Here is a 26718-nt window from a genome sequence, read left to right on the forward strand (position 1 = left end):
CCAGTGTCAACTCGTCCCCTGGCGCTTAGCGAGGCCGCCGTATGACAGCGCTGTATCGATGAACCCCCGCACGCAAGGCGAATGCTCGCGAACACGATAGGCCACTGCGAGTTCGACCTGATCTTTGAAGTCGCTTAAAGGTTTGAACACCACGCCGGGTTGGGCGAATCCCTGGATGGATTGAGGCACGAGGGCTACCCCGTAGCCCGCAGACGCCATGCTGACCGCAGTAATGAAATCGTTGACCCGATACTCCGGTTGCGCGTCGAACCCACCGACGCGGCCAAGTCTGGCGAGATCCTCCGCGAAGCCGGCCGCCTCATTGAACTGCGGCGCAATGAATGACATCCTCCGCAACTGGGAAGCCTTCACGGCTTTCGCGCGCACGAGTGGGCTGTCCGCCGGCAGAGCAATCAGCAAGCGTTCGCGCTGAACGACTTTGGCTGTGACCCCGTCGGGATAGTGCGCGCGAGGCCGAATGAAACCGACATCGAGGGTCTCGTCCGACAAACGTTCCAGTTGCGTCGGTGTTTCCATCGCCACGATGTGCATGCGGACGTCCGGGCTCGCCATCCTGAATGCCTTGAGCGTATCGGGCAGCAGCCCGGTCGTAACGGCCGAGCCGATATAGCCGAGCGAAACGTGACCTGCTTCTCCTCTTGCGGCCAGACGCCCGATGCGGTCGGCGCGCTCCAGTTGCCGCAGTGCGGCCTTGGCTTCGAACAGAAAAACGTCGCCTGCATTGGTTAGCGTGATCGCCGCACGTTTGTTGCGGTTGAGCAGCCGTACGCCGAGATCGGTTTCGAGCCTCTTGATCTGCTGGCTGAGCACCGATTGTGCGATATCGAGCCGGTCGGCTGTGCGAGCGAAGTGCAAATCTTCGGCCAATGCGACGAATAGTTTGAGTTGCCGGCTATCGATCATCTTTAATCTCGATTTGCAAATAAAAAAACAGTTTATACGTATTTAACGAATCACAGATAAGGAGTCAAATAACCATACTTTCTTCACAAGGACACATTCATGAGCTCTGTCACCACATTGCCGATGGCCGCACCGGTCGATTCGCAACTGAAGTTTTCGATCGAGCGTCATCCGCATCACGAACGTCTGCGTCATATCACGGTGCAACGTGACGCGTTGCAGAAATTCTTCTCTTCAGTCAAAGAAATCGACCTCCAGAACCTCGAGTACGTACCGTTCATGCGCTTTATGGTTGCGGACGCACTCGAGCGCGCAGTCGGCGACAGTTTCGCCCCGGCCCTTCGGCAACTCGTGCGGGACCGATCCACCGGAGGATTCACGTTAGGCGTCCAGGACGGGACCACCGATCCTCGCGATTTCGTCCTTTTCGGAACGGCAGTCGGGTACCTGCTTGGACCGGCGAATCACGACGCGATGTCCGGCACGTATTACGCGCGCTTCCTCGTGAAGGACACGGACAACAGCGACTCATACCTGCGTCAGGCATACCGCCTGTTCACGCTGCACACAGACGGAACCTTTGTCGAAGAGCCGACCGAATGGCTGCTCATGATGAAGTTCGCGGAAAAGAACGCGCTCGGCGGCGAGTCGCGCTTCATGCATCTCGACGACTGGAGCGAGCGCGACACTTTCCTCAACAATCCACTCGGCACCCGGCCATTTCTCTACAAGGCGCCCGGCTCGAAGAACGTCGATGCGCAAGTCGAACGCCCCGTGTTCTTCCAGACCGAGTATGGCCTGGCGATGTCGTTCATCGATCAATTCGTGCAGCCCCGTTCATCCGCCGAAGCGGTTTATCTGCACGACTTGTCGGCGTCGATGGAAGCGTCCTCCGCGACGCGCGAGGTACCGCTTCCCGTGGGCGACCTCGTGGTCCTCAACAATTATTTCTGGCTGCACGGCCGGGCGCCGTTCAAGAAGGATCCGGCGCTTCATCGTGAACTGATGCGCCAACGCGGAGTGTTCTCAAAATGACAACCGTCCAGCATCACCGCGGCTATGACGCGGACGTCCTTATCGTAGGCGGTGGCATCGTCGGTGTATCGACGGCCACGCAACTGATCGAACGTCATCCGGGACTGAGCGTGCTGCTGCTCGAGAAGGAGGCCTCACTCGCAGCTCACCAGTCCAGTCACAACAGCGGCGTGATCCACGCCGGCGTGTACTACGCGCCGGGAAGCCTCAAGGCCGAGTTCTGCAGGCGAGGTGCCGCCGCGACCTATGAGTTCGCCCGCCGCCATGACGTGCGGGTCGAGCAATGCGGCAAGCTGATCGTCGCGACCGAACACGTCGAAATCGAAAGGCTGAATGCGCTCTACGCACGTTGCGAGCAGAACCGGCTCGAACCACAGATGCTCGATGAGGCGGCGTTGAGGGAACTTGAGCCGCGCATCGCGGGTCGCGCGGCGATCCGCGTGGCGTCGAGCGGCATCGCGGACTATCCGGGCATGACCATGACGATGGCGCGACTCGCGCAGGAGCAAGGCGCGCAGATTCTGCTGAACCAGCGTGTCGACGCGCTCCACGAGGACGAAAACGGCATTACCGTGGAGACCTCGGGCGGCCGCTTCCGGGCAAAGCACGCCATCGTCTGCGCAGGGCTGATGGCGGATCGCCTCGCGAAGATGTGCAATGTCGATCTCGATTTTCGGATCGTGCCGTTTCGCGGCGAATACTATCGGTTGCCGGCGTCGAAGAACGACATCGTGAAGCACCTGATCTATCCGGTGCCAGATCCTGAGCTGCCCTTTCTCGGCGTGCACCTGACGCGCATGATCGGAGGATATATCACGGTGGGTCCAAACGCCGTGCTGGCGCTGGCGCGCGAGGGCTATCGCTGGCGCGACGCAAATCTGAAGGATCTCGCCGGCATGGCAGCGTTCCCGGGCTTCTGGAAGATGCTCGGAAAGCATGGCACATCGGGGCTCATCGAAATGCGCAACTCGCTGTGGAAACGGGGCTATCTCGAACTTTGCCGCCGATACTGTCCGGAACTCGAACTGTCCGACCTCGAGCCTTACCCATCCGGCGTACGCGCGCAGGCTGTGATGGCGGACGGCAGCATGGTGCATGACTTCCTGATCCGTTCGTCACAGCGCAGCCTGCACGTATGCAACGCACCTTCACCGGCGGCGACCTCCGCGTTGCCGATCGGCAGCTATCTCGTCGATGAGTTCGACAAGCGTTTCGATCTTGCTCCACTTACCCGCTCGCACTCGACAGATCAGGCACATGGTCTGGCGACCGGGTAAGCACACGGCCAGGCGACCTTCTGCATAGGAGATCAAAGGAGGCGCCTGCGCATGGCGTGCGCCGTGCGGATGACTTTGGGTCGCGGCCAGTGCGCACGGTGCATACTGCAACTCAAGCTGCGGTATATTGAGCCGGGACAGGAATCTGGGGCTTGACCCATTCAATTCAGAAGCTCGTCAGCCGGGACACTCGCCGCCAGGAGGGAGTTAAGAGATGCTGACGACGGGACTCAGGAGATAGCATGGTTTCCCCGTTCAATATGCCGGACGAGTTCGTCCAGGGTTTCTTCAAATCCGGGCAGAGCCTGCTGCACGCCTTCACCGGCATGAGCGGTGATGCACCCGCCAGCGCAGGAAGCACGCCGGTGCCGGCGTTGGCATTGACCCAGGCGCAAGCCCATTACTGGCAGCAGCAGATGGCCTTGTACATGGGCATGGTCGCGAGCGCTACCGGGAAAGCCCCGGCGCCTACCGTCCAGCCCGAGCGCGGTGACCGGCGGTTCAGCGCGGACGCCTGGAACGACAATGCCTGGTACAGTCTTCTGAAGCAGACATACCTGCTCAACTCGCGCCTGCTCAGCGACATGGTCGAAGCGACGGCCCTCGGTGAGAAGGAAAAGCACAAGCTGCGTTTCTACGCGCGTCAGTTCATCGACTCGATGAGCCCGGCCAACTTCGCCGCCACCAACCCCGAGGCGATGAAAACCGCGCTTCAGACGCGGGGCGAGAGCGTGCGTACCGGTTTCGCCAATCTGCTCGAAGACCTGAAGCGCGGCCGGATCTCGATCACCGATGAAACTGCCTTCGAGGTAGGCCGCAACGTGGCCGTGTCAAAAGGCTCGGTGGTGTTTGAGAACGAACTGTTCCAGCTGATCCAGTACGCACCACTCACCGACGAGGTCGCCGAGCGGCCGCTCGTGATCGTGCCGCCCTGCATCAACAAGTTCTACATCCTCGACCTCCAGCCGGAGAACTCGTTCGTGCGTTTCGCGTGCGAACAGGGGCAGACGGTGTTCCTCGTGTCGTGGCGCGACCCTGACGCGGACCTGGGCCACATCACCTGGGACGACTACATTGAAAAGGGCGCGATCAAGGCGATCGAGGTCGGGCGCGCGATCTGCGGCGCTGACAAGGTCAACGCGGTCGGCTGGTGCGTGGGCGGCACGATCCTGTCGTCAGCGCTCGCGGTGCTGCGCGCGCGCGGCGACGAGCCGGTGGCAAGCCTCACGCTGCTCACGACCATGCTCGATTTCAGCGACCCGGGCGATCTCGGCGTGTTCATTGATGAACAGGGCGTGTCGCAGCGCGAGCAGACCATCGGGCGCGGCGGCATCTATCCGGGCGGCGAACTTGGCTTCGTCTTCCAGACCCTGCGTGCCAACGATCTCATCTGGCCGTATGTCGTCAACAACTACCTGAAGGGCCGTGCGCCGCAGGCCTTCGACCTGTTGTACTGGAATGCCGACGATACCAACCTCCCCGGCCCGATGTACGCCTGGTATCTGCGCAACATGTATCTCGAGAACAACCTGTGCAAGGCAGGGCGGCTCTCGATGTGCGGCACGCCGGTGGACCTTGGGCGGATCGACATGCCGAGCTATATCTTCGGCACGCAGGAAGATCACATTGTTCCGTGGCAGGGCGCGTATCGCTCGACGCAACTGGTGGGCGGCGAGACGCAATTCGTGCTTGGCGCGAGCGGACATATCGCGGGCGTCATCAATCCGGCATCGAAGAACAAGCGCAGCTTCTGGGTCGACGGCACGCTCGGCGATGACCCGCAGGCATGGCTTGCGACGGCGAAGTCGCAGCCGGGAAGCTGGTGGACGCACTGGATTAACTGGCTGAAACCGCATGCGGGCAAGCAGATCAAAGCGCCTAAGCGGGCGGGCAATGCGAAATACAAGCCGATCGAGCCAGCGCCGGGGCGCTACGTCGCGAGGCACCCGCCGGAAGTGATGGGCGCGTGACCGGCAAGGTCCTTTAGGCCCAGCCCTTTCAAGGGCTTCACCATGAAGTCATGTTGCGGGCGAGTTTGCCCGCAACATACGTCAGGATTGGTCCGCCTGCCCTAGTTCGCGCAGATGCGCCTGCGCCTCCTCCGCGCTTTCAAAGATAACGGCCACTGCAGGTGCGGTGCTCCACTTCGTTCACGAACTTGCGCGCGGCGCCCTCCTCGACGATCCTGAGCTTGCCGTTGCCGACGGTGAGCCGCAGCCGGCCAGCAGTGAAGGTTCCGACAAACACAACCTTCTTCGCAGCCTGCGAGATGTTGATGAAGCCGCCCGCGCCGGCGAGCCTGGGCCCGAACCTGCTCACATTCAGGATGGAGTCTCATGAGGAAGTGTTGCGTTAGTGGCGGTTAGCCGAGCTCGCTAACGAGCTCCGGCACGATCGTGAACAGATCGCCCACCAGACCATAATCGGCGACGCTGAAAATCGGCGCTTCCGGGTCCTTGTTGATCGCCACGATGACCTTCGAGTCCTTCATGCCGGCCAAATGCTGGATTGCACCCGAGATACCGACGGCCACGTACAGTTGCGGCGCGACGATCTTGCCGGTCTGGCCGACCTGGTAGTCGTTCGGCACGAAGCCCGCATCGACTGCCGCGCGCGATGCGCCCAGCGCGGCGTTCAGCTTGTCGGCCAGCGGCTCCAGAACCTTCGTGTAGTTCTCGCCGTTGCCCAGACCGCGGCCACCCGAGACGATGATCTTCGCCGAGGTCAGTTCCGGACGGTCCAGCTTCGTCACCTCACGGCTCACGAACTGCGAGATGCCGCTGTCTGCTGCCGCTTCGATCTTCTCCACCGATGCGCTGCCGCCTTCGGCCGCCACGGCGTCGAAACCGGTCGTGCGCACCGTGATGACCTTGATCGGGTCTTGCGATTGCACCGTTGCGATCGCGTTACCGGCGTAGATCGGGCGCTCGAACGTGTCGGCGGAATCCACTGCGGTGATGTCGCTGATCTGCGCGACATCGAGCTTCGCGGCGATGCGCGGCGCGATGTTCTTGCCGTAAGCAGTTGCCGGCGCGAGGATGTGCGTGTAGTCCTTCGCGATGTTCAGCACCGTCGCTTCGATGTTCTCAGCGAGACCTGCTTCAAGTTGCGGCGCGTCGGCGAGCAGCACTTTGCTGACGCCTTCAATCTTCGCCGCTGCATCGGCCGCAGCCTGTGCGTTGTGCCCTGCCACCAGCACGTGAATATCGCCACCAATCTTCTGCGCCGCTGCAATCGTGTTCAGCGTCGCGGCCTTGATCGACGCGTTGTCGTGTTCTGCAATTACCAGATTCGTCATTTCGTCCGTCTCCCTTACAGCACCTTGGCTTCGGTCTTCAGCTTCTCGACCAGCGTCTTCACGTCCGGCACCTTCACGCCGGCGGAGCGCTTCGGCGGCTCGGCGACTTTCAGCGTCTTCAGACGCGGCGTGACGTCAACACCAAGGTCTTCCGGCTTGACGACTTCCAGCGGCTTTTTCTTGGCCTTCATGATGTTCGGCAGCGTGACGTAACGCGGCTCGTTCAGGCGCAGATCGGTCGTGATCACAGCGGGCAACGTCAGCGACAGCGTTTCGGCGCCGCCATCGACTTCACGCGAAACCGTAGCCTTACCGTCGGCCACGACAACCTTCGAGGCGAATGTGGCTTGCGGCAGATTCGCCAGCGCAGCCAGCATCTGACCAGTCTGGTTCGAATCGTCGTCGATGGCCTGCTTGCCGAGGATGACCAGCCCAGGCTGTTCCTTATCGACCAGCGCCTTCAGCAGCTTGGCGACGGCCAGCGGCTGCAGGTCTTCGTTCGACTCGATCAGGATCGCGCGGTCCGCGCCAATGGCCAGCGCCGTACGCAGTGTTTCCTGCGACTGCGTCACACCGCACGACACGGCGATCACTTCGGTCGCCACACCCGCTTCCCGCAGACGAACGGCTTCTTCAACCGCGATTTCGTCGAACGGGTTCATCGACATTTTCACGTTCGCGATGTCGACACCCATGCCATCCGACTTGACTCGGACTTTCACGTTGTAATCGACCACGCGTTTGACTGGTACCAGAATCTTCATACTGTTCTCTCAAAATGATGACGAGTGTCTGCGTAAGCGTGCAACACTCCCGAAAACCCGCTCAGTTGAACTACGCGTCCCGTCAGACGCGCCAGCACACGCTCCATGTCGTACCCGAGACGAATGGCGATGTCGGTCGGAGGCTTGGTCCCGTGGAGAAAAGTCCCGGCATCGGATCACGTAATCAGGGGCGCAATGTTGGGTCCGCGCGCGACGTCAAATGACGCCGTCAGCCTTCAACCGGGAGAGTTGCTCACCGGACAGCCCGAGCAACGTCTGGAGCACGTCGTCCGTGCCCTCCCCCAGTCGAGGCGGCGCGGTTCGTACCGGCAAGCGCGCGCCGTCGAAGCGCCAGGGCGGAGCGAGGACTTGCGTGCTGCCAACCTCGGGATGCGGATGCGCCGTCACGAGCGCGCCATCCCTCGCGCGCTTCGAGGTCAGCGCTTCGTGGAGCCCGAGAACTTCACCGCATGGAATGCCGGCCTGCGTCAAACGGTCGAGCAGACTGCGGCGCTCTCTTCGTCCAATTTCGCGATCGATTTCTGGCACCAGTACCGCCCGATTCGCGGCGCGGCCGATATTGGTCTGAAAGCGATCGTCCTCGGCAAGATCGGGCCGTTCGATTACCTCCCGGCAAAAGCGCTCAAACTGTTTATTGTTGCCGACCGTGATGACGAGCGGCCCATCCGCGGCATCGAACACACCGTAAGGTACGATTGAAGGATGCGCGTTTCCGTAACGCGGCGTGTCTTCGCCCGAGATCAGCGCTTCCACCCCGCAATACGAGGTAATCATCAGTCCGCAATCGAATAGCGCCATTTCAATGTGGTATCCCTTGCCGGTTCGTTGACGCTCGAAGAGCGCCGCCAGAATGGCCTGGGCCGAGTACATCCCGGTGAACATGTCGACTGCGGCAATCCCGAACTTCAACGGGGGCTGGTTGGTCTCGCCGTTGAGCGCCATCAGCCCGGCCTCGCCCTGAACCACCAGATCGTAGCCGGGACGCGCGGCTTCCGGTCCCGTGCGGTCGTAGCCGGAAATCGAGCAGTAGATCAGATCCTCGTGGTCCTGCTTCAGTTGCTCGTAGCCGAGACCCAGCTTCTCCATGCCGCCGAACTTGAAGTTCTGGATCACGACGTCGCTCTTCTGAGCCAGATCCCGCGCGATCTGCTGGCCCTCGGCGGTTTGCAGGTCGAGGCTTACGGAGCGCTTGTTGCGGTTGACGCTATTGAAATAGGCCGTCTCGGTCGATCCGACGCGCAAGCCCCAATCGCGCGTGTCGTCGCCGCGTTTCGGGTGCTCGACCTTGATGACTTCGGCGCCGAGATCGCCCAGCACCATGCCGCACCACGGGCCCGCCAGTACGCGGGAAAGATCGAGCACGCGTACACCCGCGAGCGGCAGCGATGGATTCAGGTTTGACATAGCAAGTCCGTATTTGCAGGAGTTTCTGGTGAATAGCGAGCGAAGACGCTCTTACTGGCGCGAATGAGCAGTCGGAGCGCAACTCAGGGCTGCGACAGCCCCCTGGCGCCGGCGTCGTGCGAAACGTCCAGCCTGAACATCGAAACGGCGGTTTTCAGGTCGCCTGCCTGTGACTTGAGCGAGCTGGCTGCGGCCGCTGCCTCTTCGACCAGGGCCGCGTTCTGCTGTGCGACTTCGTCCATCTGCGTGACGGCCTGGTTGACCTGGCCGATGCCCTTGCTCTGTTCCTGCGACGCAGCGCTGATTTCACCCATGATGTCGGTCACGCGCCGGATCTCGTGCGTGATCTCGCGCATCTTCGTTCCGGCTTCCTGTACATGGCCGGCGCCTGTCCGCACCCGTTCGACGGAATCGCGGATCAGATCCTTGATTTCCTTGGCTGCCGCCGAAGAACGCTATGCCAACGAACGCACTTCGGAGGCCACCACCGCAAAACCCCGCCCTTGCTCGCCCGCCCGCGCCGCTTCGACGGCCGCGCATTCAACGCAAGGATATTCGTCTGGAAGGCGATACCTTCGATGATGCCAACGATATTGGCGATCCTGTCCGAGCTGGCATTGATGCCTTCCATGGTTTCCACCACGCGTGACACCACGGTGCCGCCCTGCTCCGCCACCTGGGCGCCCTGTGCCGCGAGCTGGTTGGCCTGACTCGCATTGTCGGCATTCTGGGTAACGGTAGAGGTCAGTTGCTCCATGCTAGAGGCGGTTTCCTCGAGCGAGGCGGCCTGCTCTTCGGTGCGTTGCGACAGATCCTGGTTACCCGCTGCAATCTGATGAGCGGCGGTGGCAATCGAGTCGGCCGAGATCTTGATCGCGCCGATCGTTTGCATAAGTTGCTCCTGCATGCGCTTCATTGAAAACAGCAGGCTTGAGCGGTCATCTGGGGCGGTCTTCACTACGGCCGGCTTTGCAGCGGTATAGGCGGTAAAGCCCTTACCGTCGTGTTTGATGACCGCGACCATCTCCCTGAAGAGATACACACCGTTCGGATCCTTGTAGTCGACGACATCCATGCCGTTCAGCTCCGCTTTCGCCGGGTGCATCAGGATGTGCGACTGCGAATTGAGGATCATGAAATAGCCATCTTTGCCGAACCGCATGTTCCGGATGCTGTCCATGGCGCGTTTCTGCGCTTCCGCTAAGGGCATCGAGCCGGCTGCCACCTGGTCGCCAACGGTCTTGACGACACTCAAGGCGAGCTCCGACGCGTGTTTCAGGTCCGCCTTGCGCTCGTCCAGCCGCACCTCTCTCGTCTGATACGCTTCGTAGATCGATATTCCCGCGAGACACAACAGGCTCAGGATCAGCGGCAGCCAGAGCTTCTGGACGAAAGACAGCTTCATATGTTTGTGAACCTTCCAGATCGATAGCCGCGAGCAGGCAAAATCGATGTGCTGCGTTGGTAATGGTCAGCCAGGCTCGCACGCGAGTTCCGGCACCGCCGTGGCAAGACGGAAACGTCACGCGGCAATGCGATCCCGGCCATCGATGCTGTGCAGAGCACAAAGCTCGCCCGGCGTAAGCGGTGTAGCTGGCCCATCAAGGCGAACCACCCGGAACATGGACATCAGAAACCGTCCAGTCGAGGAGGTTCGCCACGCCGGCAGCACGCTCAGCCGCGTCGCGCTTCCGCGATGTGCCACCACCGGCCAATGAGGTACACCGTCAAGGGCAGAACTGCCGCGAGGGGAAGCAGGCGCAACGCGCCTTGAAGACCAACCGAGTCCGCTATCACACCGGTGAAGAAGGGACCCGCTGCGAGGCCTAATATATTGTTGAACAGCGTCAGTGTGGCAAATGCCGAGCCATGGATAGCTGGCGGTGTGGCCCCAGCAATAATCGCGCTACATGTGCCGAACGAACTGGCAAGGAAAAACACCGCGGGCGCAAGGAGCGCGAGCTGCAGATTGCCCGGTGGCAAGCGGAACGCGACCGCCAGCAGGATGCCTAGCACGAGGCAATAACCAATGGCCATGTTCCACCGCTTAAGCGACGAGTCCCGGCTGATCCCGTCGGTGATCACACCGCACAGGAGTTGGCCCATGCCGCTGACAAGGACAAGGCCGGCCGCCGCTACGGCCGCCTTGCTGACAGGCATGTCCCAGTAGCGATTCAGGTAGCTGGGCAGCCACACGAAAAGCGTGCCCTGAATGAAGATCTGCAGGGCGCTGCCAAGGTACGCACAAAAGACGGAACGGGACGGAAACAGACCAGAGAAAAGCGCTTGGGGCGTCAGTTTCAGACGCTCGGCCACCGGCGTTCCGCTCGCATTGGCCGCATGCGCACGCGCGAGCCTTTTTTCCGAGACGACGAAGAAGTAAATGATCACCAGCACAAAACCAAAGACCGCCATCAGGCCCATCGACCAGCGCCAGCCAAAGCGAGTCGCAACGACGCCGGAAAGCGAAACACCGAGCACGGACCCAAAGGCAGCGGCAGACGTAAAGCCGCCGGCAATGGTAGAGCGCAGACGCTTTGGAAAGATGCTCATGAGCATCGCGAGTCCGACACTTCCGTAAGCAGCCTCGCCAACACCAACGAAGATGCGCGCGAGAAACATCTCGTTGTAGCTGCTGGCAATCGCGCACCCGAGCGTGGCAACACTCCACAGCACAGCCATCAGTGCAATGCTTTTGACACGTCCCCAACGGTCCGCGATTATGGAAAATGGGAGGGTCAGCACGCCGACCGCCAACGGCACCACGCCGCTAATCGAACCGAGCTTTGTATCGGTCAGTTGCCACTGCACTTTCAAGATCGGAAACAAGGCATTGAGCGCCTGCCGCGACATGTAGTCAGACAGCAGAAGGCAAAACATCAATGCAAATACCACCCAGGCGTAGACTCGGGCGCCACTGGTAGCCGCCGCCGACTCGGCCGGCACTACGTTACTTGTATAAGGGCTCAATTCTGTCTCCTCCAATGATTCTCTAAATTCATATTGAATCGTGCCGCCTGGCGTCGTCTGGCCCGTGTGAAGCAAGACCGCTAAACCGGGACCGGCAGTAGTTTCTGCTGACCGCCAGCATCGCCGAACGCTTTCTGTATATCGCCGTGCGCGCTTTGGATTTCGACGCTTATTTCAAGCGTCTTGATGACTTGTGGAAGGCGCTCGCCAGCATGAACACTCTCCGTATAAGTGTTGCACCAAAGCCTCCCTTGCGGCTGCGAAGCTCCAGACGACGGACACTGATTTCAGGATAGCACCGAGAATTATTTTTGGCGACATTAATTATTTCCCGCACGCGAAACGTCACGCCTGAGCGCAGGAACGAACTGTTTCGAAGCGGCGTAAACCCCCAGCAAAGCTAAGGTTCGGTAAGCGCACGATCCAGCACACGGAATTGACGTCCCTGGGTGGTGGGGAGATGGCGTCTCACGACAGCGCGTCGATTGGTGAAGTTCGCGCCAATGCGCTGGTCAAATCAAACGGGGTTGCGTGCTGCAGCCGTGAGCTTCGCGAAGTTGAAGGGCAGCAGGTCTGTGACATCGGCATCCGGTGCGCGTTGCGGCAATTCGGTCAGCACATGCACGAGATATGCGTAGGGTTCGACATTGCAGGCTCGACACGTGAGCATCAGGCTGTAAACGATTGCGCTCGCTTTCGCCCCGGCAACAGTGTCACTGAACAGCCATGAGGATCGGCCTGTACAGAATGGTCTGATGTCGCGCTCGATGACGTTGTTGTCGACGGCGGCACGCCCGTCGCTCACGTAGCGGCAGAGATACGTCCACTGGTTGCGTGTATATGAGATTGCCTTGCCCAGCAGGCTTTCTGGCAGAACCTGCGGCGCCTGTTCGTCCAGCCACTTTCTGAACGCTTCGAGTAGTGGCACGCTGTGCTGCTGGCGCAGCCGGTATGTGTAGTCAACGCGCGTCTCGCCTTCGGGCATATCGGCTTTGGCCAGCGCCTCGACCTGATACAGCGCCTTGAAGTATTCCAATGCCTGCCCGGCGCGGCCGCCGGGTTTTTTCATGCCCTTGAGCGCGTCGACGAAGGCCCGACGGGCGTGAGCCAGGCAGCCGAAGTGGGTTGGTCCTTCGAGCGTACGCCAGGCGGCGTATCCGTCCGTCATCAGCAGATCTTCATAGCCGGCGAGGAATGCCTGAGGATATTCCTGCCCCCGCCCCGGCTGATAGTCGAACAGTACGACCGGCTCCGCACAGTCTTCGGCACTGCGGTAGACCCACATATACGATGTGCTCTGCGCGGTCTTGCCGGGCTCCTTGAGCACCTGCACCGTTGTCTCGTCGCCATGGATCAACGGCTGCGACAGCAGCGTCTTGCGCAATGCCTCATAGAGCCGGCGGTAATGCAGTTCAGCGGGCCGGATGATCCAGTTTGCCAGCGTGCCACGTCCGACTTCGATGTCTGCGCGCGCCAGTGCGTGAGCCATCCGGTATAGCGGTGTCCCGTCGACATACTTGCCGGCAGTAACGGTGGCGATCATCGCCGCACTGGCATTGCTGCCCGGCAATGGCTGCGCTGGCATCGGTGCGGTGATCACCGGCGTGCGTTCGGCATGGCGTTCGCAGTGGCGGCACGCGTACTTGAAGCGCACGTGCTGCAGCACGGACGCCTTCACCTCGATATGCAACTGTTCGCTGACCTCTTCGCCCATGCGGTGAAGTGCGTGTGCGCAGCATGGACAGATCTTCTGCTCTTCGGGCAGGTCGTATTCGATGCGCTGACGTGGCAGGTGCGCCGGCAGTGGTTTGCGTCCGGGCCTGTTCCGTGCCGCCCCGGGTACATCTGGCAGGCCAGTATCGGGCAGCGCGAACGTGCCTTCGGCATCGCCGGCGTCATCGTCGTCGTGGTCGGTGGCGGCGATCTGTTCGGCCTCGTCGAAGACACGAGCCCCGAGCTTCTCGCTACTCGGCGCGAAGCGCTTGCTCTGCGCCAGGCGGAACTGCTCCTCCAACTGGGCAATCCGTTCGCCCAGCTGCCGGTTGCGTGCCTCGAGTTCACGGATATAGGCCTGGGCGACCGACGGCAATCGGGAGAAGTCGTCTTCGTTCATGCTCCCAGGATAGCGAATGATTGCGCGCGACGGGTTTACGGGAATTTGTAACCGTCCACCCGCCCGTTGTTTTTACTGGGAACGCCCGGCGTTCAGCTCGCGTGACGGTACCGCCGTGCCGGATGGCGGCGCACTGCGTCAACGTCAATGCCCTCAAGGAGCCAATGCAGCTGTTCGGTCGTCAACTCGATCACAGCCTGTTGCCGACGTGGCCAGACGAAGTGGTCCTGCTCGAGGCGCCGCAGCATCAGCCAGAAGCCGGTGCGCTCGTAGAACAGTAACTTGACCCGGTTGCGTCTGCGATTGTGGAAGGCAAACACGGCACGTGCAAATGGGTCGAGTTGCATGGACTGCTCGACCAGTGCCACGAGGCTATTGATACCGGCACGGAAATCGATCGGCTCACGATGCAGGAAGACCTTAATGTTCGCCTCGAACCGGAACATCATTGGGCTCTCAGTGCGGCAATCATCGCGCTCACCAGTGCGGCGTCGCGCCCTGAGCATTCGAGCTCAAGCTTTACACCGTTGGGCAATCTGGCCGACAGGCGCGCAGCTTGTGTCGCCGGTGGCGACAGATCTGCGCGATCCAGTTCAGGCGTCGGCTGCGCAACATGTGTCGTCGGCGCCGCGTCGTCGATCGCGACGACCGGCACGAAGGCCGACAACCCGACAGCAGTGTTGAATCTCGCGGAGGAAGTCGACTGTTCGCGCAGCCGAACCCATTTGCGCAACTGGTTGGCGTTCACCCCAGCCTTCAGGGCGAGGCCAGACAGCGATGCGCCTGGCTGCAGGCAGGCGTCGACCAGTCGTCGCTTGTCTGACGGGTGGAAACTGCGCTTGCCGCCGACACCAACGCGTGTCACCCGCAAGGGCAAAAAGGTCAGGTCATTCTCGGTCATGGATTGCGTCCGCAAGTTTGGGTTGCGGACGCAATCGTGGACCTTCTCAAAGGCAGAAGCTAGGTGCGTGAAAACTAGCGCTTACAAGGTTCGTAATAGTGGGGGCACGACGAAACGATCCTCGATAGGGATTTCTCGCACCGGATCGAGCTGGTCCGGCGCAAGTAAAGTTGGAACGTGCGTGGCCTGATCGCGGGATCGGCATGATGCTCTGCGTGTACGCGAATCCGCAGACGCGGGAGCATGATCCCCGCATCGGCGTGTAGCAAGCAACCGGAGGTGCTGGTATACGGTGTCTGCTATTAGGTGAGCGTACCAGCGTCCAGGAGAGGATGGATGAGCGGGAAGCGAAGTCGATTCCGACGACATGACATCCCAACGTGCCGCCACTATGCAGGGAATGTTCCAATCAATTCGTGCCGCATCGCGGCCACGATAGACGGGTCACTGGCAGCGGAAAACCCACCGCGGCGTTCCAAAAGATGGAACGCCGGGCAATCCGGATTCAACCGTCCAGAGCACGCCGGGAGCGACTCACTCTGTAGAGGTGGCGGCTCCTTCGGCCCGCGCCGCCTTTGGGGCACGTGCGGGTCGACTGTCTGCCGGTTTTGCAACGATTGCGCGAATGGCAGCATCCCTGGCGTCGTCCAGCCGCGAGGCTGCAAGGGAAAGCAGTAGCTTGTTGTCCCGTTTGATCGCGGCCTTCTGCAGCGCGCTCCAGACTTTTAAAGATGTGCGAACCGATTGAGGCTTAGCCACAAATCCTAGCCGGACATATCGCAGGGTTCGCAATGAGATGGAGTGCAGGACATCGACCAGAAGCCGGTTGCGGCACAGATCGACCGTGTTGAAATTCAGGAGGAAGCTTTCCACAGCATAGGCGTCTACCGACTCCTCGGCCGCCCTGATTAGCCTTGGCATATGCGCGTTCAGCAACGCCTCGAGTTCGGACGGGCTTTCGCGCGCCACCTGCTCCAACATCGTGACGTAAAGCACGCTGCGCACACGGAAAATGTCCCGAAGTTCATTCTCGTCGGGCGCCGTAACAATCGCCCCGCGCCTGGCCTGAAACTCGACCAGGCGGTCCCGCTCCAGAATACGCATCGCTTCGCGCACCGGCGCGCGGCTGACGTGCAACACCTCGCTGATATCTTTCTCCAGCAAGCGTTGCCCCGACTTCACCAGGTCAAGCGTAATGACCCCGGCCAGCCGGGCAGCGATCTGCTCGGCAATCGGCACCGAGGCATACGCCCAGTCCTGCCCACGCAGCACCGCCCGCTCGACTGCCAGCATCAGTGAATTCTTGGGCGTAAGAAGCGAGGAAAGATCGGGAAGGTTCTGCGTTTTATTTCGGGCCATGGCGTATAGCGCAATGAATTTTCGTCGAGTTTAATCCATTGACCATTATAGTCTCCAGCATTGTAATGTCGACAACAACTCCCTGGCCAACGGGCGTATCGAGTATACGGTGGGTACCAAGGGCGACAGCCATGACGACGCGCTGACCGAGGCAATCAAAGATCCATACAAAACCGGACTGCGACCACGGGCTGGAGCCCGAACACCTCGAGCCTCGCGAGGACAGGCAAACGGTTGATATGACTCCGCTTGTCAAGAGGGGATCGGTTTTGGGTTTTGAGCTGCCATCTGAATTTCCTGAGGGCGACGTAGCAGTAAATCTCGACGGTGGATCATGCTGATATCCGCGGGTTGGTTACCGCATTACAGAAGTCCGCCCAGCGAGCCTGCCGCTATCTAGTGCCGCAAGTCGAATCAAATCCGTTGCCTAACCGTCTCGCGGGTTGCTCGGGTGCCGGGCTACGCCGCTTTCAGGAAACTCTTGCTCGGGTGGTGAGGTTGATTTACTTGTTGCTCAAGGGTTCGGTCACGCCATGCGCACCTCGGGCCGTACGGAGAGCGACATGGCGAGCTGGCTGATGTCCCAGATGAAACCGGCGAGTTCGCGAGCGACCGCGACCACCGCAATATTCTTCTGCTTGCCGCGCGCGAGGAGCTTCCGGTAGCGCCGGCACAGGCGCATCTGCGCGTCCCAGGCGCGGTCAACGATGGGCTTGGGGATGCCTTCGTGGCGGCGCTGGATTTCGGGGCTCACGCGGGCCCGATGCTGGTAGCTCCAGGCCGCTTCCACCAGCAACTTTCTTGCATAGCTGTTGCCGTTCTTGGTGATGCTGCCCTGACGGCGCTTGTCGCCCGACGAGTGTTCGGATGGCGTCACCCCCAGCCAGGCCATCAGCTGGCGCGGGTGGGCGAAGCGTGACAGATCCCCGAGCTCAGCGAGCATGCCCACTGCCGTGGTGAACTGCACGCCGCGCATCGTCTGCAGGCCCAGCACGGCAGGATAGAATCGCCAGTTGACGACAGCCTCGCGCAACGCGGCCTCCAGCCGGTCGCATTGCGCCAGGCGATCCTCGATCGTGCGCCGATACTCCTCGAACGCCAGTTGCTGCCAGACGCTGTCGAAAGCATAGGCGCTGAGCCAGCGCCGGTGCGCAGGTCCCCAGTCGGCGCGGCCGGCATAGCGCACGCCATGCAAGAGCAGAAAGGCCTTCAGCCGTTGCCGCGCACGCTTAAGATCGTCCTTGGCGCTGACCCACGCGCGAGCCAGATCGCGGAATGCTTCGTCTTCCACGCTTGGCACGTACACCGCTGACAGGTCGCCGGCGCGCAGCGACCGCACCAGCTTGATCGCATCACGCCGGTCAGTCTTGACCCGATCGCCCGGCTTTTTCGGAATCAGCGACGGCGCGCACACCAGGCAGTCGAATCCCTTCTGCACGAGCTGACGATAAAGTCCATAGCCGCACGGGCCCGCCTCGTAGACGATGCGGATGTGCCGCGCCTTCGATTGCAGGCGCGTACACAGCCGATCAATATCCGTCTTCGTCGTGCCAATCTTGCCGAGCAGTTCGACCTCGCCTGTGCCCAGCGCATAGGCAACCGTGATCGAATCCTTGTGAACGTCGAGCCCTACGTACAGTGTGATATCTTTTTCCACGCTGGCCTCCGTGATGGATATCGCCGGGTGTGGCCCTGTCCACACCGTGCGGCTCTGGCAGAAATACTAACCCGCGTTTGAGTCCTCGCGGCGGGCCAGCCTCTACCTCGCGGAGTCATACTGACTAGTATGGTTTATCGCCTTCGATTCCTGCTCGCTCCATCTTGCGCGGAGCCGGCCAATAATCCATAACCGCGTAGTGCTGCGTTGGCCGGTTGTCCCAGATGGCAATACTGTTCGGTTTCCACCGGAAGCGAACCTGATACTCAGGGATCGATGCCTGGCTCTGCAGATAATTCAGCAGAAGGCTCGCACCTGGCGTCTTGTCCAAACCGTAACGCACATTCTCAGGTGTGTGGTAGTTGGCGAAATGCGTCGTGAAGCTGCTGACGTATAGAATCTTTTCGCCAGTTTCCGGGTGCGTCCGCACGACAGGGTGCTCCACCTCTGGATTCCGCGCCGCAAGTTTTCTTCGTTCCTCCAGATCCATTGCCGCACCGAACGAGTGCTCAATGCTGCTTTTTGCTCTCAATCCCTCGATGCGCTTCTTGATCTCTTCTGGTAGTTGCTTATAAGCCTCTACCATGTTGACCCAGATGGTGTCACCCCCAACCTCTGGACACTCGACGCAGCGCAGCACGGCGCCCATAGATGGGTTCGGCCGCCAAAGTCCGTCACTGTGATAGTTATTTTCGTAAGGATTCTTTTGTTCCGATCGATAGATCTGCACGAGGCCCGGGTTTTCCGGATCGCTCTCCGCAACGGGATGTTCTTCCAATTTCCCGAAACGGCTCGCAAAGGCTACATGCTCTTTCCGAGAGATATCTTGATCTCGAAAAAAGAGGACTCGGTGCTTAAGCAACAAAGCCTTGACTTCTGCGAACAGCGATGCATCTCGAGACGCATCCCCCAGGCTCACACCGGACACCTCGGCACCAATGCAAGCGGTCAGTCTTTCTACCTTAATCATGAGCGATATCTCCTTGTTCTGGTAGGAATTTCGCCAATTCCCCCACCGTCGCCGCGTGGCGCCGCAGCTTTACGAAACCGTAAAATATTGTTGCCCTGCATCTGTACAAACACGATAGCAGACCATTTTATTTATGTCGACATTAAGTTATGTACCTTAGGCTTGGTCGGTCGCGAAATACGATGGCAGGTATGGCTAGCCGTGCGCCGCGCCCGCCGCAGGCCGGGTTGATCGCGAGTTATTGATGCCGCCGCTCGGGCTGTCGGTAGTGCGTGAGCACTCATTTGATCGCGCAACTGGAGCTTGAATAGCCGGATGGATCATCGCGACGCTCTCTGCTGAAGCAGTCATGGCGGGCGCCTGGCGAGCGCGCTGATCAACTGAAGCAATTCCAGCGCTCGCGCTGCGGCGCGAGAACCGTCTGGCAAATCTCCCCGAACATAAAGAGGGCGAAGCTCCTCGATTTCGGTCAGCGCACCAAGCAGTGCGCCTTCCGCAAGGGAATACTTGCGCAGCATGTTCACGACCAGCATCGAGTTGTGGACGATGTCCTCACTGTCTGAAGTGACGCCGCGGCGATGCAGCGCATAGTTCGCCCAGTGTGTCCCAGCCAGCATCGCTGCCTCAATCTTCATTTCCCAGTCATCTTTGCCGAGAAACCTCAGTGACGTCTCGATGTTTTCAGCCTTGAGCCGATGATTCTCTGTTTTCATACTCGGTACCCTTCAACGCCTGTTCGAATGTGTACATGACTTGTGTAAACGCTTGCTCACATTCGTCGACAATGGCTTGTACTGGAACGCGATCTCCGCGAATGCATGGATCCCGGTGATGTTCGATGGTATGCAACGCGTGTTCGAGTTGCCGAATGGCCTGAGGTACGTCTCCCGCGATCTCCGGCCAGCCAACATGGCTCACATCGCCGAGCCCACGCAACTCGCGTGCGTAGCTGCCGTCCGGTTGCTTCACAACGTGCACGCCGGGAATGGTGGAGAACACAGGGTCGTCACGCGTCAGACCAGCGAGATGAAGCGTTGCGTTGAACACGTTGATGCTCGCGGTCAGCGTGGTCCAGAACCACAATTCGAAGTCGGCTAACGGGTCGAGGTGCTGCCGAAGCACCGCCAGGCGTCGCACCTTGTCGAGGTGAGAGATGACTTTCATGACAGGTTCCTCCTTACGTGAACGGCCGGCCTGCATATCAGTGAAGGGCGACAGACTCCATCACATGCCGGGCTTCGAGTTCCAGTTGCGCTTCGAGGGTATTGTCAGCGTGACGACGCAATTTCTTGATCCGGACGATCACCCGCTGCGGACCGGTCGCGAACGTCACTGCCATGGAGATCGCCTCGGTGAGCGCGCGCCCTGAGTCAACGAGGCGGTTGACGATACCCAAACCATGCATGCGTTCGCCCGTGACAGGCTCGCCCGTCAGGCATAGTTCCGTCAGCACTCGCCGTGAGACGAATTCGGACGGGAGCACGGCGGTTCTGTCGCCGGGCGAAAGGCCGACCTTCCCATACGCCACAAAGAAAGACGCATTGCGAGCGGCAACCAGCATGTCACACGCGAGCGCAATCGATAAACCCGCACGCTGAACCTTCGACTGCGGCGATCACCGGCTTGCTGCAACTGCGAATCGAGCGGATCAGGTCATGCAGACGTTCGATTCCTGCGCGAAGCTCCAGCAGCGTCGTCGTGGGTCGTTGCGCATGCCGGTCCAGATCGCCGCCAGCGCAGAAGGCATTGCCAACGCCGGTGAGAACGATTGCGCCTATACCCGGATCGGCCTGCGCTTCAGCCAGCGCGGCCGGAAGGGCATCACATAACTCATGAGTCACCGCATTGCGCGCGGTCGCGTTGTTGATGGACATCACTTGCACCGCGCCATCGCGATGCTTGAGAACCGCTTCGTTCATGGCTTTAACTCCGGCCAAGCGCGATATAGCGCGCGAGTTAATGGTCTTCGTCGCCTAGTCGACGATCGATCATTACGGTCCATCGGAAACCCTGACTCCCGCAAGGCGCAGTCGACCGGGAAAAGTCGCACCCGGTTTGCAGACTCGAATCAGATTCAAATCCATTGGGCAAGTCTGTCAATTCAAACTGAACTGGCCTGCGCGCTGCACTACTGACCGAACGGCCGCTGCACCGTGAGCTTGCTGGTCACCGACGCCACCCCCGCGACGCCATTCACGACCTCCGTGACGGTATTGATCTGCGACGCCTCCGGGACAGTGCCGCTGATCATCACGGCCCCGCCTTTCGCAGTGACGCTGATGTTGCCCGCGTCAATCTCCTTGTGCTTCGCGAGCGCTGCGTACACCTTGCGTCGCAGCGCGCGATTCGCCTGCCGCGCGGCTTTGGCCGTCATGCCGCTCGACGCGGAGGCTGCGGTGCCAGCCAATGCCCCTGCCGACGCGCCGTCCTGCGCCCACGCACCGATCGACACTGCCGCGATCGCGACGCCAAGAGCCACCCTGAGTCCATTCATCGTTTTCATCGTTGCTCTCCGTTTCGATTTCAATGCATCAGAAGCTGTGACGCAGGCCGATCATCGCGGCCGTGGTCGATACGCCCGGCGCGACGATCTGGCCGTACATGATCGTCTGGTTCATCGTCCCGCGGTTCGCAACGTACCCGACCTGCGCAGAGACTATCGTGCGCTTCGACAGGCTGTATTCCGCGCCCACTGCGTATTCGCTCGAATGGTTCGCCGAGTTGTTGCGATCTTTCAGGTAGTAGAAGCCAGACGTGATCTTGAAGAACGGGGTGAACTGATAGCCCAGACCACCCGAAATCATTTCGTAGTCCGCGAGGCGCGTGTTCGACGGATTCTTGCCGATCCCGTACGACGCCGACACCGATACGCCGCGGAACGTGTACTTCGCGCCGAAATAATAGAGGCGGTTATTGTCGTACCCGGTCGGCGCGGCCGCCGCGAGGTTCGTGTCGTGGGCGTTGTAGTAGACGGCGGACAGATTGAGGCCGTAGTTCGAATACCTGAGCACCGCCGATTCGCGCGTACCGCCCTGAATCTGGCCCGCCACGCCGCCCGGCGCGTACTCGAGCGCGGCTGACGCGCCGTAGAACTTCGGTGTCTGGTAGACGAGCGCGTTGCTGTCATACAACGCGCCGAGGGGCACATTCGTGTTCGTCCCGGGCCAGCCGGCGGCCTGGTTCAGCCCGAGCCATGCGCCCAGGATGCTGCCGAAGTACTGCGCCGCGCGGACGTCGGTATCGGCCATCGCGTAGATCATCGGCGTGTATTGCCGTCCGGCGTCGAACGTGCCGAACGGTCCGGAGAGGCCGACCGTCGTCTGCTGGTTGAATATCGCAGTCGTGCCCGTCGTGTCGGGCAGCCCGACCTTGCCGTTGCTGCTGTTGAACACCCCCTGTAGCCTGAAGTTGACCTTGTAGCCGCCGCCGATGTCTTCGGTCCCCTTGATGCCCCAGAAACTCCCATAGAGGCTGCCGTCCTTGATGCCGTACACGTGCCCGTTGTTGTGGGCGTTCGGCGCGAACGAGGACGCCGCCGTGCTCTGAAAGAAAACGCCCGAATCGATTGCGCCATACAACGTGACCGACGACTGCGCATGCGCTGCGCTGGCGAATACCGCGAGTATTGCTACTCCGCTCCACTTCAGTTTCATTGACGTCGCCTCTGCCTTTTATGATGACCGGGCGAGCCCGGGCGGATGCTTGCCTGTTACCGAATGGCGCGGGGTCGTCGATCCCCGCTGCCGGCGCAATCGGTGCATGCGCGCGTTCATGTAGCGAAAGATCTTCCCGGTATTGGAGCTGTGGAACTGAACGATGTCGCCGACGACTTCTATACAGAAGGCCGGCGGCGATCGCCCCAACCAGGGTGACCGACGACCCCGCATACGCGCCGCCGCTCAATAACGACGACGGCGCCTCGATATCGACGATTTTCCGCTTCATGGAGCCCTCTTTTCATGCCCGTCGACTGATTTGGACGGGATGCGCAACTTGACGATCCCTCGACGATTCCGGGGCCTTCCTGCAACGGCCCGGCTTGCCGACCGAACACTGACAATGCCGATCATCCTCTAAAATTGTTGATGTCGACATTAATACTTATACTGAGTCGACCCGGCAGGCAGAACGGTATATGGCTTCGCGACAAGCGACCACGACACCCGCGACAGATTCCGCAACTCTATTTTTGTCGACATTATTATTTTATGGGGATACACTGTGAACCACAGTGGCCTTGCACTGCCGCGGCCGATGTGAAGTCAATGAACGGAGGGATTCCGATGCTCTCGACGCAGCCATTTGCGAAGATATTGGTGAACAAAACTCATGCCGCTCGACGGATTGCGGCGCGGATTGCCTCAGGGTTTGTCCCGAGGGGGAATCTCACTCCGATGACTCATGAAGCGCTTTGCTATGCGTGCATGGTCGGCATTGTGATGCCGACCCACCATGACGTCACGCCGACGCATCCGTCTCATTGTCTAAGCCGCTGAGAAGCACGTTGAAGAAGGAACGATTCATTGCGCAGCACATTGCTTCCGACAGAATCGCGCGCGGCATGCCAATGGCTCATCAGGACCCCGATGAAAGTCAGGTGCTGACAATGAACCAGATTGGTCAGCATGATGTGCACTTGATCTCGTTTCGTCCTGCCGTCGCTGTCGGGATCGTGGATGCGGCAGTCGATGATCCGGCGCTCTTGCGTCAGCGGATTACTGTCATGAAAAGTCAAGTGCAAGGCATGCAATGTAAAGCAGGAAGTGACGGCGGGCCAGATGATTCACTGGGCGCATCAGACACTCGATGGTGCTGCGAATGGCGTACTAAAGCTTTCTCATCCAGTTCGACATTCTCACTATTCACAATTTCAATTTGGAGATCCATCACCATGAACTTCCTTGACGGCCACCTGTATCCCGAGAACCAGCAGCCCCTGATCATTACAGCCGCTCCCTATGCGCCGGGCTGGATTCCCTCAGACTTCCCGGAAGATATCCCTGTCACCATGGAGGAGCAGATCCAGAAGGCGGTGGATTGCTACGAAGCTGGTGCCACCGTGCTGCATCTGCATGTGCGCGAAGCCGATGGCAAGGGCAGCAAGCGCCTGTCCATGTTCAATGAACTGATCGCCGGGGTGCGCGCCCGCGTGCCGGAAATGGTCATCCAGGTGGGCGGTTCCATCAGCTTCGCGCCTGAATCCGAGGGCCAAGCCGCCCAATGGCTAAGCGATGACACGCGGCATATGCTGGCCGAACTCGATCCGAAGCCCGACCAGGTGACTGTCACCGTCAACACGACACAGATGAACGTGACAGAGCATGCCGGTATGGATGACTTCAAGGGTGTTTCGCGAGGATTCCCGCACCTCTATGCAACCTACAAGGACATGATTGTCCCCTCGAATCCCAGCTGGGCCGAAGAGCACATCCGACGCCTGACAGCCGCCGGAATCCAAAGTGAGTTTCAGTGCTACAACATCAACAGCTTTGAAACGATCGAGCGGATGATTCGCCGCGGTGTCTACAAGGGGCCACTGGTGATGAACTGGGTGGCTATCAGCGGCGGCATGGATCAGGCGAACATCTACAACCTGGCCAACTTCCTGCGTGCTGCGCCCGACGGCGCAGTGGTGACGGTGGAGAGTTCGGTGCTAAATGTGCTGCCCGTGAATATGATTGGCATCGCCTTGGGTCTGCATGTGCGGTGCGGCATCGAGGATGTGCTCTGGAACCAGACCCGCACGGGCAAGATGAGCTCCGTCGAGCAGATCAAGCAGTTGGTGCGCATTTCAGGCGAATTTGGCCGTCCCATCGCGACAGCGAAACAGGCGCGAGAGATCATGAAGATTGGGGTCTTCTACGACACGGCTGACGAGACGCTTCAGGCCAACGGCTTCGCGCCCAATCGTAACGGTGGCAACCAGGGCTTCCTGCGCAAGCCGACCCAAGGGTGAAGTAAGCGCTAGCGAGCCGCAGACGAACTGCGGCAGTCGATACATATCCGCAACCAGCTTGCATCGGACCAGAGTAAGGGCTTTGCATGGGACCAGAGTAGCGCGCTGAAGCGCGAACTCTGGTCGACAGCTAAAGCGCCAACTCTGGTCGACCGCAGATATTGCATGGGACCAGAGTAAGGCGCTAAAGCGCCAACTCTGGTCGACAGGAGACAACATGGCAAAAGTCGTTAAATTCTACGAAACCGGCGGTCCCGAGGTCCTTCGTTTTGAGGACGCTGAAGTTGGAGAGCCGGGACCGGGAGAGGTGCGCGTCCGCCACGTGGCAGTGGGTCTTAACTTTGCCGACACCTACTTTCGCGGCGGTATCTACGAGGTTCCGCTGCCCAGCGGCCTCGGCAACGAGGCATCCGGCGTGGTCGAGGCCATCGGTGCGGGCGTGACCCATCTGGCGGTCGGCGACCGTGTGACCTACACGGGCTTCATCAACACGCTGGGCGCCTACAGCACGGAGCGGCTGATTTCTGCCGCGCCGCTGATCAAGCTGCCGGAGGCCATCAGTTGCGAAGCTGCGGCGGCCATGACCATGCGGGGCTTGTCCGCCGCCTACCTGGTGCGCCGAATCTACCCTTTCAAAGCTGGCGACGCCGTGCTGCTGCATGCCGCAGCAGGCGGTGTTGGCCTGATCGTTTCGCAGTGGGCCAAACTGCTCGGCCTGACGGTGATCGGTACGGTTTCGACTGACGCCAAGGCGGAGGTGGCGCGCGCCCACGGCTGTGATCACACGATCAACTATAGTCATGACGATGTGGCCAAGCGCGTGCGGGAACTCACCAACGGAGTGGGCGTGTCCGTGGTCTTCGACAGCGTGGGCAAGACCACCTTCATGTCCTCGCTAGACTCTCTCAAGCGCCGCGGCCTGCTGGTCTGCGTCGGCACCGCTTCCGGCAAAATCCCGCCGTTCGATCCGGCAATTCTGGCCCGCAAGGGCTCGCTGTACGTGACCCGCCCGGGTCTCGCCGACTATATCGCCGATCCGGCCGAGAAGGCAGAACTGGTCGATGAGCTATTCGGCCATGTGGCGGCAGGCCGCATCCGCATCGGGATCAATCAGCGGTATGCCCTGGAGGACGCGGTGCAGGCACATCAGGACCTGGAGGCTCGAAAAACTACGGGGTCCTCCATTTTCGTGATTTGAATATGTCAGGCTGTTTGGGCTGCGGAACGTAGCCCAGTGATTCGGCATGTCGGGTCAGGTCGTTAATGACCCGCTGCCGGACGGTTATACGTATGAACGTTAGGGCTGCACGGGTCGAAGGACATTCTGGGCAGGAAGTAACAATCACCCTCGCAGACGGCAGCGCCGTACGGGGCACGCATATTCTCGTCGCGGCAGGGCGTATCCCCAACGCCCGAGATATTGGTCTTGACGCGGCAGGAGTTGAAGTTGATTTGCGCGGCTTCATCGTCACAGACGAGCGACTCGCAACGACTGCACAGAACACGTGGGCAATCGGTGAAGTTCCCGGCACGCCCATGTTCACACACGCTTCCTTTGACGACTATCGCTTACTGAAATCGGTTCTGGACGGAGGCTTACGGACAAAGACAGACAGGGTTATCCCGTACGCGCTCTTTGTCGAGCCGGAGCTGGGAAGAATCGGCATCACTGAGATAGAAGCGACAACACGCGGCATTCCGGTCCGGGTCGCAAGCCTGCCGATGGCAGCTGCGCCCGTACCAACGGCGAAACGGATAGATCATAGTTGACCGTGACTCAGACGAGATTCTCGGCTTCACAAGAGGGTTGGCTGTAATTCGTGAATTTTTCGTCAAAACGATGCTAATTCAACGAGTCCAAAAGGAAAAATTTGACCGATCGCAGTGCATTGAACACTGCAAGGGTCGACTGAAAGTTAATGGCAGCTTCAGTCAGGTGGTAACCCCGGCCACCGCGATGCCCATTTCCAGATCGAACCAGCCGTCGCCGGCATGGTGCGCCGTCCCGTCGATGGCATGGATCTCGATCACGTTGAAGCGGAACTCAGCTGTCATGGTGACGCGCCAGC

Annotated in this window: 21 protein-coding genes and 4 pseudogenes; 6 read left to right on the top strand and 19 right to left on the bottom strand. The window is 60.3% G+C overall.

Annotated features, from left to right (window positions below; all coding sequences use genetic code 11):
- Positions 1-6: 6 nt before the first annotated feature.
- Positions 7-924, bottom strand: a complete 918-nt coding sequence (locus OKW39_RS31270; protein WP_429564425.1) for a LysR substrate-binding domain-containing protein — start codon at positions 922-924, stop codon at positions 7-9.
- 99 nt (positions 925-1023) lie between these two features.
- Here OKW39_RS31270 and glaH point away from each other — a divergent pair, with 99 nt between their 5' ends.
- From glaH to OKW39_RS31285, 3 genes are all read left to right on the top strand, one after another.
- Positions 1024-1959: a glutarate dioxygenase GlaH gene (gene glaH / locus OKW39_RS31275; RefSeq protein ID WP_429564426.1), complete on the top strand. Its 936-nt coding sequence runs from the start codon at positions 1024-1026 to the stop codon at positions 1957-1959.
- Positions 1956-3236: an L-2-hydroxyglutarate oxidase gene (lhgO, locus tag OKW39_RS31280; protein ID WP_429553351.1), complete on the top strand. Its 1281-nt coding sequence runs from the start codon at positions 1956-1958 to the stop codon at positions 3234-3236. Before glaH ends, lhgO begins: the two co-directional genes overlap by 4 nt.
- 242 nt (positions 3237-3478) lie before the next feature.
- On the top strand, positions 3479-5206 hold the full coding sequence (locus OKW39_RS31285) for a PHA/PHB synthase family protein (protein WP_090806685.1): 1728 nt from the start codon (positions 3479-3481) through the stop codon (positions 5204-5206).
- Between the two features lie 145 nt (positions 5207-5351).
- On the opposite strand, the pseudogene OKW39_RS31290 reads toward OKW39_RS31285, so the two are convergent.
- The 17 genes and pseudogenes from OKW39_RS31290 to OKW39_RS31370 form a co-directional block, all read right to left on the bottom strand.
- Positions 5352-5561 (bottom strand): annotated as a pseudogene (locus OKW39_RS31290) (acyl CoA:acetate/3-ketoacid CoA transferase); the annotation flags it as partial.
- Positions 5562-5598: 37 nt separating this feature from the next.
- Positions 5599-6534 carry an electron transfer flavoprotein subunit alpha/FixB family protein gene (locus OKW39_RS31295; protein ID WP_429333634.1) on the bottom strand — a complete coding sequence of 312 codons (936 nt, stop codon included), beginning with the start codon at positions 6532-6534 and terminating at the stop codon, positions 5599-5601.
- Positions 6535-6548: 14 nt separating this feature from the next.
- A complete protein-coding gene (locus OKW39_RS31300) occupies positions 6549-7298 on the bottom strand; it encodes an electron transfer flavoprotein subunit beta/FixA family protein (protein ID WP_090806690.1) in 750 nt (249 codons plus the stop codon).
- Between the two features lie 216 nt (positions 7299-7514).
- On the bottom strand, positions 7515-8723 hold the full coding sequence (locus OKW39_RS31305; RefSeq protein WP_429364028.1) for a CaiB/BaiF CoA transferase family protein: 1209 nt from the start codon (positions 8721-8723) through the stop codon (positions 7515-7517).
- An 83-nt stretch (positions 8724-8806) separates the two neighbouring features.
- Positions 8807-10128, bottom strand: a pseudogene (locus OKW39_RS31310) (methyl-accepting chemotaxis protein).
- 269 nt (positions 10129-10397) lie between these two features.
- On the bottom strand, positions 10398-11693 hold the full coding sequence (locus tag OKW39_RS31315) for an MFS transporter (RefSeq protein ID WP_429333632.1): 1296 nt from the start codon (positions 11691-11693) through the stop codon (positions 10398-10400).
- Positions 11694-12210: 517 nt separating this feature from the next.
- Positions 12211-13806: an IS66 family transposase gene (tnpC, locus tag OKW39_RS31320; protein ID WP_429562207.1), complete on the bottom strand. Its 1596-nt coding sequence runs from the start codon at positions 13804-13806 to the stop codon at positions 12211-12213.
- Between the two features lie 92 nt (positions 13807-13898).
- Positions 13899-14255, bottom strand: a complete 357-nt coding sequence (gene tnpB, locus OKW39_RS31325) for an IS66 family insertion sequence element accessory protein TnpB (protein WP_165572787.1) — start codon at positions 14253-14255, stop codon at positions 13899-13901.
- Entirely contained in the window at positions 14252-14707 is a 456-nt protein-coding gene (gene tnpA, locus OKW39_RS31330) for an IS66-like element accessory protein TnpA (protein WP_429354897.1), read from the bottom strand. The genes tnpB and tnpA overlap by 4 nt, the downstream gene beginning before the upstream one ends.
- Before the next feature lie 534 nt (positions 14708-15241).
- Positions 15242-16066 (bottom strand): GntR family transcriptional regulator, encoded by an 825-nt coding sequence (locus tag OKW39_RS31335; RefSeq protein ID WP_429364030.1) that lies wholly within the window; start codon positions 16064-16066, stop codon positions 15242-15244.
- 526 nt (positions 16067-16592) lie between these two features.
- Complete coding sequence (locus OKW39_RS31340) at positions 16593-17723, bottom strand: IS110 family transposase (protein WP_429564427.1); 1131 nt, start codon at positions 17721-17723, stop codon at positions 16593-16595.
- A gap of 124 nt (positions 17724-17847) precedes the next feature.
- A complete protein-coding gene (locus OKW39_RS31345) occupies positions 17848-18690 on the bottom strand; it encodes a TauD/TfdA dioxygenase family protein (RefSeq protein WP_090810166.1) in 843 nt (280 codons plus the stop codon).
- A 350-nt stretch (positions 18691-19040) separates the two neighbouring features.
- Positions 19041-19406, bottom strand: a complete 366-nt coding sequence (locus tag OKW39_RS31350) for a hypothetical protein (RefSeq protein ID WP_090806699.1) — start codon at positions 19404-19406, stop codon at positions 19041-19043.
- A complete protein-coding gene (locus OKW39_RS31355) occupies positions 19375-19857 on the bottom strand; it encodes a hypothetical protein (protein WP_176079014.1) in 483 nt (160 codons plus the stop codon). The genes OKW39_RS31350 and OKW39_RS31355 overlap by 32 nt, the downstream gene beginning before the upstream one ends.
- Before the next feature lie 37 nt (positions 19858-19894).
- Positions 19895-20612, bottom strand: a pseudogene (locus OKW39_RS31360) (enoyl-CoA hydratase-related protein).
- 209 nt (positions 20613-20821) lie between these two features.
- A complete protein-coding gene (locus tag OKW39_RS31365; protein ID WP_090806701.1) occupies positions 20822-21196 on the bottom strand; it encodes a BON domain-containing protein in 375 nt (124 codons plus the stop codon).
- Between the two features lie 28 nt (positions 21197-21224).
- Positions 21225-22346, bottom strand: coding sequence for a porin (locus tag OKW39_RS31370; RefSeq protein WP_429333628.1), 1122 nt, complete (start codon positions 22344-22346; stop codon positions 21225-21227).
- Positions 22347-23584: 1238 nt separating this feature from the next.
- On the opposite strand from OKW39_RS31370, the gene OKW39_RS31375 reads away from it, so the two are divergent.
- The 3 genes and pseudogenes from OKW39_RS31375 to OKW39_RS31385 form a co-directional block, all read left to right on the top strand.
- Entirely contained in the window at positions 23585-24649 is a 1065-nt protein-coding gene (locus OKW39_RS31375; protein WP_090806705.1) for a 3-keto-5-aminohexanoate cleavage protein, read from the top strand.
- A gap of 217 nt (positions 24650-24866) precedes the next feature.
- Positions 24867-25847, top strand: a complete 981-nt coding sequence (locus OKW39_RS31380) for a quinone oxidoreductase family protein (protein ID WP_090806707.1) — start codon at positions 24867-24869, stop codon at positions 25845-25847.
- Between the two features lie 86 nt (positions 25848-25933).
- Positions 25934-26386 (top strand): annotated as a pseudogene (locus OKW39_RS31385) (FAD-dependent oxidoreductase); the annotation flags it as partial.
- 195 nt (positions 26387-26581) lie between these two features.
- On the opposite strand, the gene OKW39_RS31390 reads toward OKW39_RS31385, so the two are convergent.
- Positions 26582-26704, bottom strand: a complete 123-nt coding sequence (locus OKW39_RS31390) for a hypothetical protein (RefSeq protein WP_341809960.1) — start codon at positions 26702-26704, stop codon at positions 26582-26584.
- Positions 26705-26718 lie beyond the last annotated feature (14 nt).

The sequence above is a fragment of the Paraburkholderia sp. MM6662-R1 genome, assembly GCF_050436245.1.
GTDB classification, from domain to species: Bacteria; Pseudomonadota; Gammaproteobacteria; order Burkholderiales; family Burkholderiaceae; genus Paraburkholderia; species Paraburkholderia tuberum.

Coding starts and splice junctions, on each gene's coding strand:
- OKW39_RS31270 (WP_429564425.1), bottom strand. CDS start 924: ATGATCGATAGCCGGCAACTCAAACTATTCGTCGCATTGGCCGAAGAT.
- glaH (WP_429564426.1), top strand. CDS start 1,024: ATGAGCTCTGTCACCACATTGCCGATGGCCGCACCGGTCGATTCGCAA.
- lhgO (WP_429553351.1), top strand. CDS start 1,956: ATGACAACCGTCCAGCATCACCGCGGCTATGACGCGGACGTCCTTATC.
- OKW39_RS31285 (WP_090806685.1), top strand. CDS start 3,479: ATGGTTTCCCCGTTCAATATGCCGGACGAGTTCGTCCAGGGTTTCTTC.
- OKW39_RS31295 (WP_429333634.1), bottom strand. CDS start 6,534: ATGACGAATCTGGTAATTGCAGAACACGACAACGCGTCGATCAAGGCC.
- OKW39_RS31300 (WP_090806690.1), bottom strand. CDS start 7,298: ATGAAGATTCTGGTACCAGTCAAACGCGTGGTCGATTACAACGTGAAA.
- OKW39_RS31305 (WP_429364028.1), bottom strand. CDS start 8,723: ATGTCAAACCTGAATCCATCGCTGCCGCTCGCGGGTGTACGCGTGCTC.
- tnpC (WP_429562207.1), bottom strand. CDS start 13,806: ATGAACGAAGACGACTTCTCCCGATTGCCGTCGGTCGCCCAGGCCTAT.
- tnpB (WP_165572787.1), bottom strand. CDS start 14,255: ATGATGTTCCGGTTCGAGGCGAACATTAAGGTCTTCCTGCATCGTGAG.
- tnpA (WP_429354897.1), bottom strand. CDS start 14,707: ATGACCGAGAATGACCTGACCTTTTTGCCCTTGCGGGTGACACGCGTT.
- OKW39_RS31335 (WP_429364030.1), bottom strand. CDS start 16,066: ATGGCCCGAAATAAAACGCAGAACCTTCCCGATCTTTCCTCGCTTCTT.
- OKW39_RS31350 (WP_090806699.1), bottom strand. CDS start 19,406: ATGAAAACAGAGAATCATCGGCTCAAGGCTGAAAACATCGAGACGTCA.
- OKW39_RS31355 (WP_176079014.1), bottom strand. CDS start 19,857: ATGAAAGTCATCTCTCACCTCGACAAGGTGCGACGCCTGGCGGTGCTT.
- OKW39_RS31365 (WP_090806701.1), bottom strand. CDS start 21,196: ATGAAAACGATGAATGGACTCAGGGTGGCTCTTGGCGTCGCGATCGCG.
- OKW39_RS31370 (WP_429333628.1), bottom strand. CDS start 22,346: ATGAAACTGAAGTGGAGCGGAGTAGCAATACTCGCGGTATTCGCCAGC.
- OKW39_RS31375 (WP_090806705.1), top strand. CDS start 23,585: ATGAACTTCCTTGACGGCCACCTGTATCCCGAGAACCAGCAGCCCCTG.
- OKW39_RS31380 (WP_090806707.1), top strand. CDS start 24,867: ATGGCAAAAGTCGTTAAATTCTACGAAACCGGCGGTCCCGAGGTCCTT.
- OKW39_RS31390 (WP_341809960.1), bottom strand. CDS start 26,704: ATGACAGCTGAGTTCCGCTTCAACGTGATCGAGATCCATGCCATCGAC.